The following is an 18,242-nucleotide window of genomic DNA, read 5'->3' on the forward strand; positions in this document are numbered from 1 at the left end:
CAAGCTGCTACTTGATGGTCTGATTAAGATTTCTGTACTGCATCGGTGTCATTTCAAAGTATTTCTTAAATACTCTGATGAAATGTTCCACGTTAGGGTATCCGATGGCATACGAGATATTTTCAACAGTCATGTTGCCGTTCTTTAAGAGAGTCTTGGCCTTCTTCAGACGGATGGAGGTCAAATGTTCTCCAAAGGTCTTTCCGGACTTATCCTTAATGTACTTGGAAATATAAGGAGCAGACAGCTGGAAATACTCAGCCATGTCTTCAAGGGTTATTTCCTGATACTTTGCCTGAATGTAATTAATCATGGCAATCAGTCTGTCATCCTTGGAAAGACTGTTGTTCTGAAGCTGTGGGAGCTTGTTTACGGCAACAACCAGAGCATTGATTGACGCCTTGATGATATCTTCATCAAGACCTGCACCCCAGTAACTTACGCCGTTGCAGAGAATACCCACATATGCCATGGCTTTTGAAGAGGTGCCCTTGGAAATGGCATGCTCCTCGTAAACGGACAGCTCATAGCTGATGCCGAAATACTGTTTAATGGTATTGCTTACCGCATCAAGTCTGCCGTTACCGTTGGCATCAACCACTGTCTTCTTGTCTCCGCAACAGATAACGGTCTCAGCCATAATACCGTCATTCTGCTTGAAATGACTTTCGGAAATATGGAAGTTAGGGACATAGTTGATATAGTTTTCGGCAAAAATATCATACACAACCTGAGGAGAAAGCTCCTTGTGCTGTTCGTCAGACACCTGCTTAACGGCATAACCGACCTCTTCCCTCATCTTTATCGGAATGTTCAGAGAGAAATTATGGGAAAGAATATATGCCACACCACCCTTTCCTGACTGACTGTTGATTCTGATTACGTCAGAATCGTATGTTCTGCCGACATCAACAGGATCAATAGGAAGATAAGGTACGTCCCATATCTTCTTTTTCTGCGCTTCACGGCAGGCCATACCCTTGGCTATTGCATCCTGATGCGAACCGCTGAATGCGGTAAATACAAGATCACCGCCGTATGGCTGTCTTGGAGACACGTGCATGCCTGTCAGTTTTTCGTAAACCTCTCTGATGTGAGGCATGTTTGAAAAATCGAGGCCGGGATCAATACCGTATGAGAACATGTTCATGGCAACTGTGATTATATCCACGTTACCTGTTCTTTCACCGTTACCGAAGAGAGTACCTTCAATTCTGTCGGCACCTGCAAGCAGACCGAGCTCGGCATCCGCCACACCGCATCCGCGGTCGTTGTGAGGGTGCAGGCTCAATACCACGTTTTCACGGTATTTCAGATTCTTTGACAGATATTCAATCTGGGTGGCAAACACGTGAGGCATTGCCGTTTCCACGGTAGCGGGAACATTTATAATGGCTCTGCGATCCTCACTAGGCTGCCATACGTCAAGAACGGCATTGCAGACCTCCAGTGCGTAATCAACTTCAGTTCCGTGGAAACTTTCCGGGCTGTATTCAAAAGCGAAATCCCCTTCTGTTTCATCGGCAAGCTTCTTCAGCAGTTTGGCTCCGTCAATGGCCATCTGCTTAATCTGCTCCCTGTCCTTTTTGAACACCTGTTCACGCTGGGCGACAGAAGTTGAGTTATAGAGATGAACAACGGCATGCGGAGCCCCTCTCAAAGCCTCAAACGTCTTTCTGATAATGTGTTCTCTTGCCTGAGTCAGAACCTGGATGGTCACGTCTTCAGGAATCATGTCTCTTTCTATCAGGGCTCTCAGGAAAAGAAACTCAGTTTCCGAAGCGGCAGGAAAGCCGACCTCAATTTCCTTAAAACCGATATCCACGAGCATCTTGAAGAATTCGAGCTTTTCATCGAGCCCCATCGGTTCGATCAGAGCCTGGTTACCGTCACGGAGATCAACAGAACACCAGACCGGAACCCTGTCAACATGATCCTTTTTTACCCAGTCGTAAGTTGCAACCGGAGGCATGAAATACTGACGTGTGTACTTATCAAAATTCTTCATTATGTTCTCCCTGTCATGACTGACGGAAATCCGTTTTACTTCCGCTTCAATGACCTGTTTAAATAATTGGTATGGATAACAGCATGATTCTCGATGATAAACTGCAGAGATAAATCCGAACTCAATTCATCATTAAAATAAATCAATATATTTGACTTAATTTTATCACTAAAAAAACAGTTTACAATGATTATATTTAATCTATTTGACTGATATTTATTAATTTTTTTATTTATTAACCGGATTTTTACCATATTTCATGTCATGTAACACTTACCGGAAAGCACCATTTCAGTGTTTTAGGTGTATTCCACCGGATAATTTACCCTGTTTTACAGGTTATCTATCTTTCATCCATCCCAGAAAAGAAAATAAGAAGTATCGGAAAAATCATACGGATTTTCCGGAAAAAATTTCGGATAAAAACTGCCGCACTTTCATTAAAAGCAGCAGCAAAACAACTTCCTGAAGCATGGCATATCATTATCTAATACTTAAATCACGGATCTTTTTCGTATAAAAAGCTAATATATGATTAAAAGTGTGCTATATTTTCACAAAAATAATAAAAACGGAAATCAATAAGGCACAAAAGCAGAATAATCTATGACATTGGGGACACCGCATGAATAAGCTCATCTTTAATGTTGCAGCCGGAATTGCCGCTTTAGGGTTAATCCAGCCAGCAACTGCAGCCGATGAACCGGCAAATACTTCAGATGAAAACCGTCTGGTAATATGGATAAACGGAGACAAGCCATATAACGGAATCAGCAAGGTAGGCGAAGCCTTTGAAAAGGACACAGGCATAAAGGTTGTTGTTGCCCATCCTGACGATGTCGGCGTCCGTTTCCAGCAGTATGCATCAATGGGCAGCGGCCCCGACATCTACGCATGGGCTCATGACCAGTACGGAGAACTGGTCAGTAAAGGGCTTATTGAAGAAATAACCCCATCCAAGGAGCTTATGGCCAAATTCTATCCTAAGGCATGGGAAGCCATGCAGGTAAACGGCAAATATTACGGTTACCCTATTTCAATGGAATCCACCTCACTTCTCTGCAATAAGAAGCTGGCTCCTAAAGCCCCTAAGACCTTTGAGGAACTGGTAGCCCTTGACGACAGTCTGAGACAGCAGGACAAAAGAGCAATTCTCTGGGATTACAGAACTCCGTACTTCTCATATCCTCTGTTCTCTGCTAACGGCGGCTACGCATTCAAAAAAGGTCCTGACGGTGTATACAACACCAAAGACACCGGTGTAAACAATGAAGGTTCTCAGCTGGGTCTCAGATATCTTGTGGAACTCATTATCTATGATCACATGCAGAAAGGCGTGTCATATGACATAATGAAGGACAAATTTGCGGCAGGTGACGTTGCCTGCATAATTGACGGCCCATGGGGCTGGGGCAACTACTCTGCAATAGATTTCAGCGTAAATCCGCTTCCTGCACTCCGTGGCAAGAAGGGTAAACCTCTTGTTGGCGTGCTCGGCATGACCATAAACGTGAATTCACACAAAAAGGCTGAAGCCCAGAAATTCATAACCGACTATCTGCTCACCGACAAGGGATACCAGGCTATGGTAAATGATCGTGTTCTCGGAGCCGTAGCGCTTAAATCTTTTGAAAAGAAACTTGAAGCCTCAGATCCTAGAATCGCGGTAACAATGCAGAACGCTGCCATAGGCGACTTAATGCCTAATGTTTTTGAAATGTCCAGATACTGGGGTGCGCTCCATTTTGCAATCATAAACGCCACTACAGGCAGAAAGACTGTTCAGGACGCACTTAAGGAAGCAGAGGAACAGATTCTCCGCTAAAAACGATTAAGCTCCGGCAACAGGAGCCGTGATCAGAAAACCTCTTTACCATAACGGTAAAGAGGTTTCTTCTTTTTACGCATCATGACCTTCCGCGTCAAAACAGATAAGGCCACGCATCCGGTTACATGAAATTAAACAAAGGAGCCTTTTCTATTCCGGTTTCTTCCCGGTCTTCCAATAGGCATTTGCCCTGTTAAACTTATGAATAATCTGATTGCTGCTGCCTCTGAAATCAAGAGAAGGATCCTTTAGCTCCAGAACGAATTTACCGTCAACAAGCACGTCCACCAGTTCGACAACCTCCCTCTGTTCAGGAGTAAGTTCATCATACACATAGCCAGTCCACATCCAGATATCCTTTTCCGGAGCGCATTCCGCTCTCACTCTCTCACAGAGAGCCTTCACCGCAGACAGATTGGCCGGAAGCAGAGGATCCCCGCCGGAAAGACTTAAGCCTCTTCTTCTGACCCTGGTATCATTAAGATCCGCAATAATGGTATCACTCATTTCCTGGGTAAACGGAAAACCTGCATTTACATTCCAGGTAGACTGGTTATAGCACCCCTTGCAGTGATGCTCACACCCTGAAACAAACAAAGTACATCTGGTTCCCCTGCCGTTTAAAACGTCTATCGGTATATATTTACAGTAGTTCATTTTTAATCGTTCCACACCATACAGATGAAATTAATTATATTTTGCTTTTAGCTGTTTGCTTTTATCCGGGAGTCCTTTTTTCTTTTCGTTTTTGAGCTCCGGGCATTTGGCCGGTTTATCCCGTAACGGAAAACCCCCATTAGTTTACTATTGCCGTTTTTTATCTTCAAGGCGGCTGAATTTTTTCAGACAAATATTGAACCGGTTTTACAAAACCCAAAAAAAACGGTTGAAAAATCCTAATCACAGAACTTTTATGGGTTTTACGCAAATCGTTAATTCACTTTCATCTGTTCCGGCACGGGGCATACGTCTTTCCAAAACGGCAGTCTCCGATCTATTCCATTTCTCTGAGCCGCTTGTCACACTCCCTGATTCTGTCTCTCAGAACCATAGCCTCCTCGAACTTAAGATTCTTCGCCGCCTCTCTCATGTTTTTCTGCATTTCGTCCATAAGCTTTACCAGGGTTGCGGCATCGTTTATCGTCGAAACGTCAAACTGTTCGGCAGCTCCGTTCAGAAGCTGGGCTCCGGCGGTATTGTCCGCAGCCTCGTCACCGAGCATCATGATATCGACAATCTTCTTGTTCAGGGCCTGCGGTTCAATACCGTGTTCCTTATTGTACTCTTCCTGCTTCTGACGACGGCGCACGGTCTCATTAATGGCCTCCCGCATGGAATCACTTACATGATCCGCGTAGAGAATGGCCTTACCATGAAGATTTCTTGCCGCACGCCCTATTGTCTGAATGAGTGAACGCGTTGAACGCAGGAAACCTTCCTTATCGGCATCAAGAATTGCCACAAGGGAAACTTCAGGCATGTCCAGCCCCTCCCTGAGAAGGTTGATGCCTACCAGTGCATCGAACTTACCGAGACGCAGATCCCTGATTATCTCAACACGTTCCACGGTATCAATGTCCGAGTGCAGATATCTGACTCTGATACCGTGCTCGTCAAGATAATCGGTAAGATCCTCCGCCATCTTCTTGGTAAGGGTTGTAACCAGCACTCTTTCATTCTTAGCGGCACGTTGTCTGATCTCACTCATCACATCCTCAACCTGGAAGGCCACCGGTCTGACCTCAAGAGTCGGATCGAGCAGTCCCGTCGGACGAACAATCTGTTCCACGACTTCGCCACCGCTTTCCTCTATTTCATAACTGTTAGGGGTCGCAGATACGTATATTGTCTGCGGCTGCAGCTGATGAAACTCCCTGAACTTCAGCGGTCTGTTATCCAGGGCGGACGGCAGCCGGAAACCAAATTCAACCAGTGTTTCCTTACGTGAACGATCCCCCTTATACATGGCCCCTATCTGAGGAACCGTAACATGGGATTCATCGATAATAAGCAGTCCGTCTTTCGGAAGGTAATCGAAAAGGCATGGCGGAGCTTCGCCAGGAGCACGGCCTGAAAGATATCTTGAATAGTTTTCTATACCGGAACAGTACCCCAGTTCATTCATCATTTCTATATCGCAGGTGGTTCTGTCAGTAAGACGCTGATCCTCAACGAGCTTACGGGCCTCAAGAAGCTCAGCCTTACGAATCCTCAGATCATCCTTAATCTGACTGACTGCATTCTGAATAACCGATTTTGGAGTTACGTAATGGGTTTTAGGGTAAATTGTTATACGCTGTACCTTTCGCATGAGTTTTCCGGTAAGCGGCTCAAAAATGCTGAGAGACTCTATTTCATCATCAAAGAGCTCTATACGCACCGCAAAGTCATCAGCTTCCGCAGGAAACACATCAATAACATCACCGCGAACCCTGAAGGTGGCACGAGAAAAATCTATTTCGTTGCGTGTGTACTGGAGCTCGGCAAGTCGTCTGATGATTTTACTCTGAGAAATTTCCTCCCCGACGGAAAGATGCAGCATCATTTTCAGATAACTGTCAGGGGAACCGAGTCCGTATATGGCACTCACGGAAGCAACGATAATCACATCCCTTCTTTCGAGAAGAGCCTTTGTGGCACTAAGACGCATCTGCTCTATATGGTCATTGACCTTGGCATCTTTTTCTATATAGGTATCAGAGCTCGGTATGTAGGCTTCAGGCTGATAATAGTCATAGTACGAAACAAAATATTCCACGGCATTGTTCGGGAAGAACTCTCTCATCTCACCATAAAGCTGGGCAGCCAGGGTTTTGTTATGGGCCATAATCATGGTAGGACGATTGAGTCTCGCTATGACATTGGCCATCGTAAAGGTTTTACCTGAACCGGTAACACCGAGAAGCGTCTGAGCCTTTTTTCCGGATTCTATGCCGGCAACAAGTTTTTCTATTGCCTGCGGCTGATCTCCGGACGGCTTATAGGCAGACTTAAGTTCAAAAACCTTTCCGCTTTCATTATCATGTAAAGACATATGTAAAATCCCGATACGGTTGAGGAGGCGTTCAAAAAAATTGGTCAGTCACGGATCATTCTATCACTGCGACATGTTTTAAACATACAAAACAGAATTATTACCTCTCCTTATCCTGATGTATTGCATGTTATTGCATGTTATTGCCTAATAAGCAGATACCATTGAATAAGTATTAAACAATCAGCGGAAATTCATGCGCAATTAACAGGGCGAGAACGGCCGAATCTCAAATAAAACTGAACCTTTTCTACGTTTTCTCAAAAACTATCGGATGTTTTTCCACTGTCAATGCTTACATTTCAAACATATATGCTGATTTCACCAAAAAAGCACAAAATCAGCATCTGACTGTTTTCTGTTCGTTTTTAATAAAAAAAAGCCTTTTTTGCTTAAAATACACGCAAACACACGTGTTTTTAAACTTTTTTAAAAAATATTGTTGACAGGAATTAGCAAAACCAATATCATGCACAGCGTTGGCAGTGCTTAACGAACTAACGAAAAGCAAAGCTGACAATTTAAGTTCCTCCTTAGTTCAGTCGGTAGAACGGCGGACTGTTAATCCGTATGTCGCTGGTTCAAGTCCAGCAGGAGGAGCCATTAAATTTACTTACATCTTACTAATGAAGTTCCTCCTTAGTTCAGTCGGTAGAACGGCGGACTGTTAATCCGTATGTCGCTGGTTCAAGTCCAGCAGGAGGAGCCATTAAATCCTTTCTTACCCCACCTCTCCTAATCACAATAATCTTTTATACAGTTCCTTATATCCTTACAGTTTTTGTTATTACTGTCTTCGCATACCTTTTTCTTCATTTTATCTTTTACGTTTAATCACCTGTCGCTCGCTTCCCTCTGATAATCGTCAGTCACCGTCTTATTATGAAATGCCGTGCGTTTGTAAATATTTTTTTTATCAAACGGCACAAACTAAATACCCGTAATAAAAAAATGTGGTATTAATAGCTGGTAATAGTTATTTTTGTTTTTTTATTATCGATAAACCTAACGACCGCGATAATAATCCTCATTTTTAAAGGAGAAATTTCTATGCCTTCATGGAAAATCGTTGTTCCTGCGGCAACAGCAGTCATATTCGGAGCCGTGATAGGTTTCAACATGTATAAGGCAAAGATGATTCAGGATTACCTTGCCAACATGAAACCTCCAGTAAATCCCGTGGCAACAATGAAAGTAAAAAAGGAACCATGGCATGACGTTATCAGTGCCATCGGCTTCATTGAACCAAATCAGGGTATTGAAGTATCATCAGAATCATCCGGAAGCATTACAGGTCTGTACTTTGAGTCAGGCGACGTCGTCAAGAAGGAGCAGGTTCTGATTCAGGTTAACGACCATGTTGAGCAGGCAAACTACGAAGCCGCCAAAGCACAGGCTGAAGCTGCCAAAAAGAAATTCATAAGATATTCAGCCCTCTTTACAAAGGGTAACGTTTCACAGCAGGATCTGGATAATGCCAGAGCTGATTATGAAGCATCATCAGCCAACGTTGATGCCATCAAAGCTCAGATAGACAAGCTGAAGATCAGAGCTCCGTTTGACGGTAAACTCGGTATCAGAAACGTGTACATGGGGCAGTATCTCCAGCCGGGAACAAAGATTGTTCATCTTGAAGACAATTCTCTCGTTAAGGTACGTTTTACGATATCACAGAACGATGTTCAGAAAATCGCCCTTCATGAAAAAGTTGAACTTACCGTGGACTCATATCCGGGAGAAACCTTCGAAGGAGAAATCACTGCAATTGAAGTCGTAATGAATCACGATGCCGGCATTCTCCAGATTCAGGGAACCATACCAAACCCTCACAGCAAACTCATTACCGGCATGTACGCCAAGGTAAACGTACAGATTCCGAACGAGACTGAACAGATCGCCATTCCAAAGACTGCCGTAGCATATAACCTTTACGGTACATCAGTATATCGCGTAAAGACAAATGAGGACGGTCAGAAGATTTCCGAACTTGTTAACGTGAAGACAGGCGAGGAAAACAAGGATCGCGTCGTAATCACCTCTGGCATCAATCCTGGTGATGAAATCATCACCGAAGGTCTGGTAAGACTTTCAAACGGCAGTCTGATTGAAATTACCGACAAAGACCTTCTTGATAAGACAGATACCGTACCGGAGCTCTAATAAATATGTTTACTGATATTTTTATAAAAAGACCGGTCATGGCGGTATGTATCAGTCTCCTGATAGCGCTGCTCGGACTTCAGGCCCTGAAAAACATGGCCGTGCGCCAGTATCCTGAAATGACCAACACAGTGGTTACCGTGACAACCAGCTATTACGGTGCAGGATCCGATCTGATTCAGGGTTTTATAACCGAACCTATTGAACAGGCTGTTGCCCAGGCGGACAACATTGACTACATGACCTCCAACTCCAAGATGGGTACATCAACCATTACCGTGTACATGAAACTCAACACGGATCCGAACGGAGCTCTTGCAGACATTCTTTCCCGCGTGAATTCGGTTAAATCCCAGCTTCCAAGTGAAGCCCAGGACCCTACCATTTCCCTTTCAACCGGTTCAACAACTTCCGTAATATACATTTCATTCTCCAGCAGTGAAATGGAAGGTCCGCAGATTACCGACTACCTTAACCGCGTTATCATTCCGCAGCTCTTCACCGTGAACGGTGTTGCCAAGGTAACCCTTTACGGCGGTAATGACTATGCTCTGAGAATCTGGATAGATCCTCTTAAGCTTGCTGCTCATTCAATGACTGCCAAGGACGTTCTGAACGTTCTCCAGGCAAACAACTTCCAGACTTCATCAGGTCAGATCAACAACATGTACACCCTGATGAACACCAATACCGATACACAGGTGTCTGATACCGAAGAGCTTGCCGAACTCATCGTGGCATCAAAGGAAGGTGCCGTAATAAGACTGCGCGACGTGGCCAAGGTTTCACTTGCAGCGAACCATGATACCTTCCGCTCCATTGCCAACGGAGAGAAGGCTGTGGTAGCCGCAATCGACGCGACCCCTACTGCCAATCCTCTGGACATTGCGGACGGCATTAAGAAGATGTTGCCTTCAATGAACAAGAATCTTCCTCCATCAATGAAAATGGATATTATCTACGACAGTACCATTTCCATCGATGAATCAATTTCCGAAGTTATAGAAACCATTGTTGAAGCTGCCATCATCGTTCTTGTGGTTATAACCCTGTTCATGGGCTCATTCAGATCGGTAGTCATTCCGATTGTTACGATTCCGCTGTCAATGATTGGCGTAATCATGCTGATGAGCGTATGCGGATTCTCCATAAACCTCATGACACTCCTTGCAATGGTACTTGCCATCGGTCTGGTGGTGGACGACGCCATAGTCGTGGTTGAAAACGTCGACCGTCACATCAAGGAAGGCGAAACCCCGTTCAGGGCAGCCATCATTGGTACCAGAGAAATAGCAATTCCGGTTATTTCCATGACCATCACGCTCGGTGCGGTTTACTCTCCGATTGCACTGATGGGCGGCATCACCGGTTCCCTGTTTACCGAATTCGCACTTACTCTTGCCGGTTCCGTGCTTATTTCAGGCATCATCGCACTCACCCTTTCACCGATGATGTGCTCAAAAATGCTTAAAGCCGAAGAAAAGCCGGGTAAGTTTGAAGAAACCGTAAACACTATCCTGAACAGATTAACAACCGCCTATACCAATACCCTTGATGCGGTGCTCCGTACCAGAACACCTATCATAATCACGGCGGCAATCATCATGATTACCCTTCCGATTCTGTTCAAATACACCTCCAGCGAACTTGCTCCGTACGAAGATACCGGTGCATTCATGATGATGGGTAAAGGACCGACCAACGCCAACCTTGATTATCTTGAAAACGGCATCAAAAAGCTTACTGAGGAAGCCGGCAAGGATTCATCCGTTGCCAACACTCTGGGCATGATCGGTGTTCCCGCATCAAACCAGGGCATGGCCATCATGGTTCTGAAGGAATTTGCCGAGAGAGACAAGCAGGAAGACGTTATTAAAAGAGTTACCCCTCTTCTGAGCAAAAGCCCGGACATTAACGCCACCGTATTCCAGATGCCTCCGCTTCCGGGAAGTTCAAGCGGTCTGCCTATGCAGTTCGTAATCATGACTCCGAATAATTTCGAAGAACTCAATTCCGTTGCCGAAACAGTCATGGACAAGGCAAGAAAGAGCGGTCTCTTTGTTTATTTCGACAGTGACCTGACATACGACTCACCTACCCTTCACATCGAAATAGATCGCAAGAAGGCAGGTGCCTACGGTGTTACCATGAGTGACATCGGCCAGACACTGTCAACCATGATAGCAGACGGTTACGTAAACCGCGTGGCAATTGACGGCCGTGCGTATGAAGTCATTCCTCAGACCGAACGTATCAACCGTCTGAATCCGGAATCCCTTGACCGCTACTTTATCAGAACCCAGAGCGGAAAGATGATTTCCGTTGGTTCTGTACTTAACCTCCAGGTCAAGACCGAACCTGCATCATTATCAAAGATGTCACAGCAGAACGCAGCCACCCTGAGCTTTGCGCTTAGTCCGGGAGTAAGCATGGGTGAAGCGGTAAGCTTCTTTGAAAATGAAGTGGTTCCAACCCTTCCGGCAGGATACACCCATGATTACAAGGGTGAATCAAGACAGTACACCACCGAAGGTAGCTCTCTGGCTTCCACCTTCGCCCTTGCCGTGTTCATCATATTCCTGGTTCTTGCCTGCCAGTTCGAAAGCTGGAGAGACCCATGCGTAATCCTTATTGCGGTACCGCTGGCAATCTCCGGAGCAATGCTGCTGCTTTCACTTGGTCTTGCAACTCTTAACATCTATACAGAAGTAGGTCTTATCACTCTTGTCGGACTGATTTCTAAGCATGGCATCCTTATCTGCGAAGTAAGCAGAGAGGAACAGCTCAAAAACGGACTTTCCAAGATTGAAGCCGTTAAGAAAGCCGCTTCCATCCGTCTCCGTCCGATACTGATGACCACGGCCGCAATGGTTGCCGGTCTGCTTCCGCTTCTCACTGCGGAAGGTTCCGGTGCTGCCAGCCGCTTCTCAATAGGTCTGGTAATCGTTGCCGGTCTTTCAATCGGTACAATGTTTACCCTTTTTGTGCTTCCGGTGATTTACACCTTCGTGGGACAGGTTCACAAGCCTCTCCCTGTTTTTGAGGAAAATCCGGAATCCAAGGATGAAACGGACAGATAAAAAACCTGGGGAATCCCAAACGGATTTCATTCAGATCTGAGTGATAATCTGAAAATAATCCGGGGCATGCGAGATACGCATGCCCCGTTTTTGTCGAAAAGTCCCATGTTACATAAAAATAATTATTCCCCGAATTCTCTTTTTTCGGCATTGTAAAAAAGGCTTCAAACCTTATAAATAACGTTTTTCGTCATAAAAAACTTCTGAAAAACCCTATATTTTGTTAACAATTTTTAAACATTTAACAAAATTACAGATAATAAACACAAATATATGATATGTATTATTTATTCATGCTTATATTAGTTTTTGTTATGTTTTTACTATTATTTTTATATTATCAGCAAAAAACAATTTTAAAAAAAATTGTTAATTTTTAATCAATTTTGTATTGTAAGTCACTATTAATATGTTATAATTTTGTTAACTAATCAAAGTAACCTCGGTTTGGTATTTTGTACTCCGTTAATTTGTACTTTCCGGCAGACGGGAATGTTAAGGCATGTGTGAAACTGATAAACAGACTATAAAAATAATTTCTAACGGAATTAAGTCAAACAGCGGTATGTTTGTGCAATCTTATAAATCAACACAGTGGAAATCAAGGAGCGGACTTCATGTCTAAATCAATTAGTACCATGACAAAAAGCGTACTAGTGGCAGTTTTATTATGCTTTATAGGTATCTGTATTGCTTTTTACACAACCAGCAGGGAATGTTCAGTACAGCTTGCAAAAACCAAGAATGTTCTGATGGGAGCCTACGACTGGGCAAACTTTACATCTGACATTGGAAACAATGCCATTCCTACCCTGGAACTGGCATCTCTCAGCGTGTACGTAAGCAATAATCAGGTCTATAACTCAAATACCAATACCGCAAGCATTTTTGACAAGATCTTCACTACCACGGATGAATTCAAAATCGCCAACACTGACGTTAAATTCTCAATTGACTCAAGTGAAATATACAATTCATTCCTGATTAAGATTGTTACCCTGATCGTACTTATTGTTATTGCGGCTCTTGTTACCGCTCAGCTGTTCCTCATCGCAAACTATAAGTATGCCCTGTTCATCAAGAACTCAATTCTCAGCAAGAGATATGAGGATCTTCCGTTTGAGGATCTTTCTCGCGAGCTTTTAAGAAACGACACTCAGAATGAAAAGGAAATCGCTGATGCCAAAAAGAAGATTGAGCATCTCGCCAATGCTGCCGCAATGGATCCAATGACAAACCTTTATAACCGCACTACGTTTAACAACGCTTTTGAAGGTCTTCTTAACAAGGTTGCTTCAAGAGAAAAATCGATTCTGGGTATTTTCAGAGCATCAGAAATCAACTACATCAACTCTGAACGCGGTTACCAGATGGGTGACAAGTACATTCACGACCTTGCAGACATCATCAAGGACTCAATCAAGCGTTTCCCAGGCACCAACGCCTACAGAATCTCAGGTACCGATATCGCCATCCTTGTACCTAAGGGAGACGAAAAGGTGGTTAATGCGATTAACGACACCCTGAAGCTGCAGATTTCCGAGTTCCAGAAGACCTATGATCTGACCAATGTATGTTACAGCGGCTACACATTCTTCGGACCTAAGGAACAGAAGGCTGACATCATGTCAAGAGCGGATCTTGCACTTGCCAAGGCTCAGACCTCAACCGGTAACGGCTTCGCAATTCAGACCGAAAACACTGATAACTACTTCCAGGGTGAAATGCACTGGTTAAAAACCATTAAGGACATTATTGAACACCGCAACATCACTCTCTACTACCAGCCGATTAAGAGCATGAACATTTCCATCAAGCCATACGTGGAAATCTATGCCCACTTCTCAACCGAGGAAGGTGAGCATCTGTCAACCGAAACCGTTCTTGCCGCAGCACAGCGTCATGAACTTCTGGTAAAGCTTGAAGAAATGATTATAGATTCCATCATTTCCAAGTACCGTCTGATCAACCAGACCGACATGAGATTCGGCATCAACCTTTCTTCAAATGCCCTGCTCAGCACCTCCTTCCTGCTCTGGCTGGAAAGAACCCTTATCCGCAACTCAGACATTGCGGAAGGCCTTGTATTTGAAATTGATGAAGCTCTTCTTGAAAGCAGCAACATGGCTGCCGAAAGACTGTTCGGCATCATCCACAGAAGCGGAGCCTCAACAAGTATCAGCCACTTCGGTAAGGGACTCGAATCATTCAGACTGTTCAGGGAACTCAAGCCTAACTACATTAAGATTGATCCGAACATCTGCCAGTCATTTGACAGAGACAATACCGCTCAGCAGTTTGTCCGCATGCTCATTGAAGTTTCACACCGCCAGGGCTGCGTGATCGTAGCGGAAGGTATTGAAACAATTGCACAGCGTCAGAAGGTGGAAGCTCTCTACGTTGATGCAATTCAGGGATACATGATTGCAAAGCCTCAGGAACTTGAAGATAAGATTGAATTAAACTGGGTTACCATAAAGAATAGTGCAGAGTACTCAGCATAATTTCAATCTTACTGAGACAACGTTAAAAATATTGTGATATTTTATTAATGTTGCCGAGGATTTAACCGAAAAGAAAGACCCGGTACCCACCGGGTCTTTCTTTACCGCCTCCATTCTGTAACTGTAAATTGTTCAGAGATATTTTATGCGCTATATAAATCTTCCGTTTTCACGCCAGTTTCTGGTGGGTGTGGTTCTTTATTCAGTATGTATTATCCTTGCCGTATACGTTGCGTATTTCGGAACCAACAGGGTTAACACCATCAATACCGAAAGCATGATCACCTCTCAGAGCGCCACCATATATGACTTCATGGAAAGCAAATCCCATGAAGACATCACTTCCCTTATTCAGGTACTTGAAAACAATCCTCTGTCATCAAGCATTCCTTCAAATATCTCCTACATAGAATGGATCTCGGATGATCCCAACAAAGGACCGGTAACCAGAACACCAAACAACTCAACCATCAAGCATAATATACTGGAAAAATTCAAGCAGAGCATTCAGGAACGGGAACAACAGGGAAACATCTCTGCTGAATACACCAAATACATCTGCGATCATGAATGCTTCATTCTGCTGTACAACTCATATCAGATAAACCAGATCTCCGGAAGAGCCATTGTGGCCTTAAAGCTCCGTTCAATATCTGAACTTCTGGAAAACCTTAACAACCGCCCTACCATCATGCTGTTCGGCATTACCGATCAGGACAACCTGCAGTGGCTGGATCAGAACGTAACAAAGCTTTCCTGGGGAAACTTCATAGAACCGAACAAGAAAAACAGAATCCTTAACAGCATTGCCAAGTACAGATATTCACTTAACGGCAAAACTACCTACAAAAATCTTCTGGATGCAATCTGTGAGGATCAGAGATTCGGAAACTATGTAATCACTCCTATTACATTCAATCATCAGCTTATAGGCTATACCGTAACATTCCTTCCTAAGGTAACGCTTACAGCCGCCATCAAGCACGGTATAGTCAACAACATCACCATAACCTGCATACTCACTATTCTCGCTGTGCTTATTCTGTGTCATTATGTCTTCAATCTTGTAAGACTCGAAAGCTTCTTCCTGAGAAACCGATCCCGCATCAGCAAATACGCAAAATCAAATAAGTCACGCAGCTCTGACGAGGTCTATGCACTGCTCGGTCACCTGCAGGCCTCACTAAATTCCAACGAAGATCTTACAACACAGATTGAGTCACTGCACAACAAGCTGGAATTCTATTCCAACTACGATCCTCATACCAGCCTGCCAAACCGTAAGTGGATACTGGAACAGATTACTCATCTGCAGACGGAACGCAAGGTCAACAGTGCCATCGAGCTGTTTGCCGTGGAGTTCTGTCCCGTACTTCCTAAGGAAATCTATGACGATGAGAAGATGTGTCACCGCATTTCCTCCGTAATGCTGAACCTCATCAATGAAAAGGACTATCTGGCCTTCTATGAACCTACCGTGTATTACCTGCTGACGACCAGCATCAAAAACAAAACGGAAATGGATGAGCTTCTTGACCTTTTCCGCAGGGAGCTGTCTGAACAGATCAATAACGGCAAGGAGATTCGCATCAGTGCCGGTATCGTTCAGGTACTCAGCAACTCCATAAGCCCTGCCCTTATCATGAAGCAGACTCACCTTGCATATCAGCACAGCTGCGAGCTGGACGTAAACGACAGCTATGCTGTATATACCGATTCCATGAATACCCAGACATCAGGCATAGACACGGCGTTTGCAAACAGACTGAAACATGCCAGAATGAAGGGAGATCTGACCATGCGTTACGATCAGGTAATGAATGTTTCCGGCAAAACCATTGTCAGCCTGATTGCCAAGAGCTTCTGGTTCCAGGAAGGTGTTACCTACAATCTTGACGATTTTACGGACCAGATTATCAGTTCCGGTCTCAATACCGAAAACTGCTACTGGAAGGTTGAAAACGCCCTGCATGATCTAGCCGAACTTGATCAGGACACCAACCATAACATAAACATGATTATTCCACTGAACTACGGTCAGCTGCTTGACAGTGATCTGCCTAGTTTTCTGGACATGGTAACGGTAAAATACCACATTCTTCCAAACAGAATCACCTTTGCCCTTACGGAAAACGCAATCAGTAACGACATTACAAACTGTCTCGACGCCATAGAAAAGCTGTCTGCAAACGGATACCACTTCACGCTGCAGAATTACAATATGGGACTCATCGACATGGATTTCATAAAGGAGAACAAATTCTCCTCCGTAATGCTCAGCGGCTCCCTTACCAAGAGGGTTCTGACCAGTGAATATGACCGTTTCATGCTGAGCCGTATGGTAAAGAGATGGATTCAGGATACCGAACCGCAGATTATTCTGCAGGATGTTGACAGCATGATTACCCTGGAAACCTTCAAGGAACTTGGCGTAAACGTCATGTCAGGCATTCTGTTCCCGTGCTCACAGGACTTAAGTGCAGTTAAAGCCTTCGTAAACAGAGAGGATTCGGTTTAACGGGAGTAAAACCTGCGAACGGAAAATTATCCTGCACCTCCGGTTTTCCAATACAGAAAGGATGGACTCACCATCCTTTCAGTTGTTTTATATTAAGCTTCTAATTTTCCGGAGTACGTGATTCCTCTTTTCCATGTTCCATGCGACGAAAGCACTTAATCAGCAGTAGCACGGTAATCCTCTTTCTCATCAAGTGATTCAAACAGACAGAGTCTCTCTTCCTTCACGGCATAACAGGCAACCAGTTCATTATGAGTGCAACGTATTTCTCTTACCGAACTTCCTTCGAACTCTCTCAGATTCAGACTGTCGGTTAACACATCACGGCATGTCTTTTTGGTCCTGTCAGCTTTTACTTTCATTCAGAATTTTCTCTTTAAAATCCTTCGCATTCCTTTATCTGCAACAATTCCGTGAAGTTCCCTTTATTTTTTGCTACTGATTCCACAAAAAAGCTTACATTAGCATACTAAATATACTTGATAACATAAAAACATGGTAATTTTTACACAAAAAACCATTATGTGTTGTTTAATAAAATAGATGCTGTTCACAGATTTTAAGAAAATGTACTCTTTTTACCAAAAATAAAGACGCTTGTCACAATTTTTGGTAACGCTTTCATTTATAGTTCGAACACTGTTTTTTGGCATTTTGCCATTTTTTTGGCTTTTTGCCTTTGTGTTGTGTACTTAACAATGTGAGAGTGTTTTATGAAGTTTAATAAAAATAAGCTTTGTTTTGCAGTTTCTGCTGCAATTCTATCCATGTCACTTACGGCATGTGGCAGTGGCGGCAGCAGTGGCGGCGATAACAGCAAGGTGACCGATACTTGGGTTGACAGTAATAATCCTACAATCGGCAACGATCAGTCTTTGATTTTTGAACCTGCTGAAATCAAAGATTCCTGTGTTGTTCCTCAGAATACCATTATCGTTAAGGGCGATTATTACAACCAGTATGCCGCATGGCTTTGGAATGATGAAGGTAATATGTTTGACAGCTGGCCCGGCGAAGAATTTACCGACAACGACATGGGGTCAGCATGTTCGGAACCTATTCATTTATTTAATCATGATGACGGTGAAGGCCCCGTTTCCCTCGAGGGCT

At 44.0% G+C, this 18,242-nt stretch carries 10 protein-coding genes and 2 tRNA genes; 8 read left to right on the forward strand and 4 right to left on the reverse strand.

The genetic code is table 11. The annotated features are described in order from the left end of the window. Window positions 1-7: 7 nt before the first annotated feature. Complete coding sequence (locus QZU58_RS03645; protein ID WP_294495003.1) at window positions 8-2,008, reverse strand: 2-isopropylmalate synthase; 2,001 nt, start codon at window positions 2,006-2,008, stop codon at window positions 8-10. Between the two features lie 625 nt (window positions 2,009-2,633). Here QZU58_RS03645 and malE point away from each other — a divergent pair. Next, the gene (gene malE, locus QZU58_RS03650; RefSeq protein ID WP_294495006.1) at window positions 2,634-3,833 is read left to right on the forward strand and encodes a maltose/maltodextrin ABC transporter substrate-binding protein MalE; all 1,200 of its coding nucleotides are present in this window, start codon (window positions 2,634-2,636) and stop codon (window positions 3,831-3,833) included. 153 nt (window positions 3,834-3,986) lie between these two features. On the opposite strand, the gene nrdG is transcribed toward malE, so the two are convergent. After that, window positions 3,987-4,493 (reverse strand): anaerobic ribonucleoside-triphosphate reductase-activating protein, encoded by a 507-nt coding sequence (gene nrdG, locus QZU58_RS03655; protein WP_294460229.1) that lies wholly within the window; start codon window positions 4,491-4,493, stop codon window positions 3,987-3,989. A 337-nt stretch (window positions 4,494-4,830) separates the two neighbouring features. After that, entirely contained in the window at window positions 4,831-6,870 is a 2,040-nt protein-coding gene (gene uvrB, locus QZU58_RS03660; RefSeq protein ID WP_294460226.1) for an excinuclease ABC subunit UvrB, read from the reverse strand. A gap of 527 nt (window positions 6,871-7,397) precedes the next feature. Between uvrB and QZU58_RS03665 the strand changes: the two genes are divergently transcribed. The 6 genes from QZU58_RS03665 to QZU58_RS03690 all read left to right on the forward strand — a co-directional run bounded on the left by QZU58_RS03665 (window position 7,398) and on the right by QZU58_RS03690 (window position 17,132). Beyond that, a tRNA-Asn gene (locus tag QZU58_RS03665) sits at window positions 7,398-7,473 on the forward strand. A 30-nt stretch (window positions 7,474-7,503) separates the two neighbouring features. Continuing rightward, window positions 7,504-7,579, forward strand: a tRNA-Asn gene (locus tag QZU58_RS03670). A gap of 341 nt (window positions 7,580-7,920) precedes the next feature. Beyond that, window positions 7,921-9,030, forward strand: a complete 1,110-nt coding sequence (locus QZU58_RS03675) for an efflux RND transporter periplasmic adaptor subunit (RefSeq protein ID WP_294495007.1) — start codon at window positions 7,921-7,923, stop codon at window positions 9,028-9,030. A 5-nt stretch (window positions 9,031-9,035) separates the two neighbouring features. After that, complete coding sequence (locus tag QZU58_RS03680; protein WP_294495010.1) at window positions 9,036-12,110, forward strand: multidrug efflux RND transporter permease subunit; 3,075 nt, start codon at window positions 9,036-9,038, stop codon at window positions 12,108-12,110. 617 nt (window positions 12,111-12,727) lie between these two features. Further along, a complete protein-coding gene (locus QZU58_RS03685) occupies window positions 12,728-14,614 on the forward strand; it encodes an EAL domain-containing protein (RefSeq protein WP_294495013.1) in 1,887 nt (628 codons plus the stop codon). A 145-nt stretch (window positions 14,615-14,759) separates the two neighbouring features. Continuing rightward, window positions 14,760-17,132 carry an EAL domain-containing protein gene (locus QZU58_RS03690; RefSeq protein ID WP_294495016.1) on the forward strand — a complete coding sequence of 791 codons (2,373 nt, stop codon included), beginning with the start codon at window positions 14,760-14,762 and terminating at the stop codon, window positions 17,130-17,132. 155 nt (window positions 17,133-17,287) lie between these two features. Here the strand turns inward: QZU58_RS03690 and QZU58_RS03695 are convergent, their stop codons facing one another. Next, entirely contained in the window at window positions 17,288-17,494 is a 207-nt protein-coding gene (locus QZU58_RS03695) for a hypothetical protein (RefSeq protein WP_294495018.1), read from the reverse strand. 351 nt (window positions 17,495-17,845) lie between these two features. Here QZU58_RS03695 and QZU58_RS03700 point away from each other — a divergent pair. Next, window positions 17,846-18,242: hypothetical protein (locus tag QZU58_RS03700; protein WP_294495021.1), on the forward strand; the 397-nt coding region annotated here is incomplete at its 3' end.

Source organism: uncultured Ruminobacter sp., assembly GCA_902764345.1.
Lineage (GTDB): Bacteria > Pseudomonadota > Gammaproteobacteria > Enterobacterales > Succinivibrionaceae > Ruminobacter.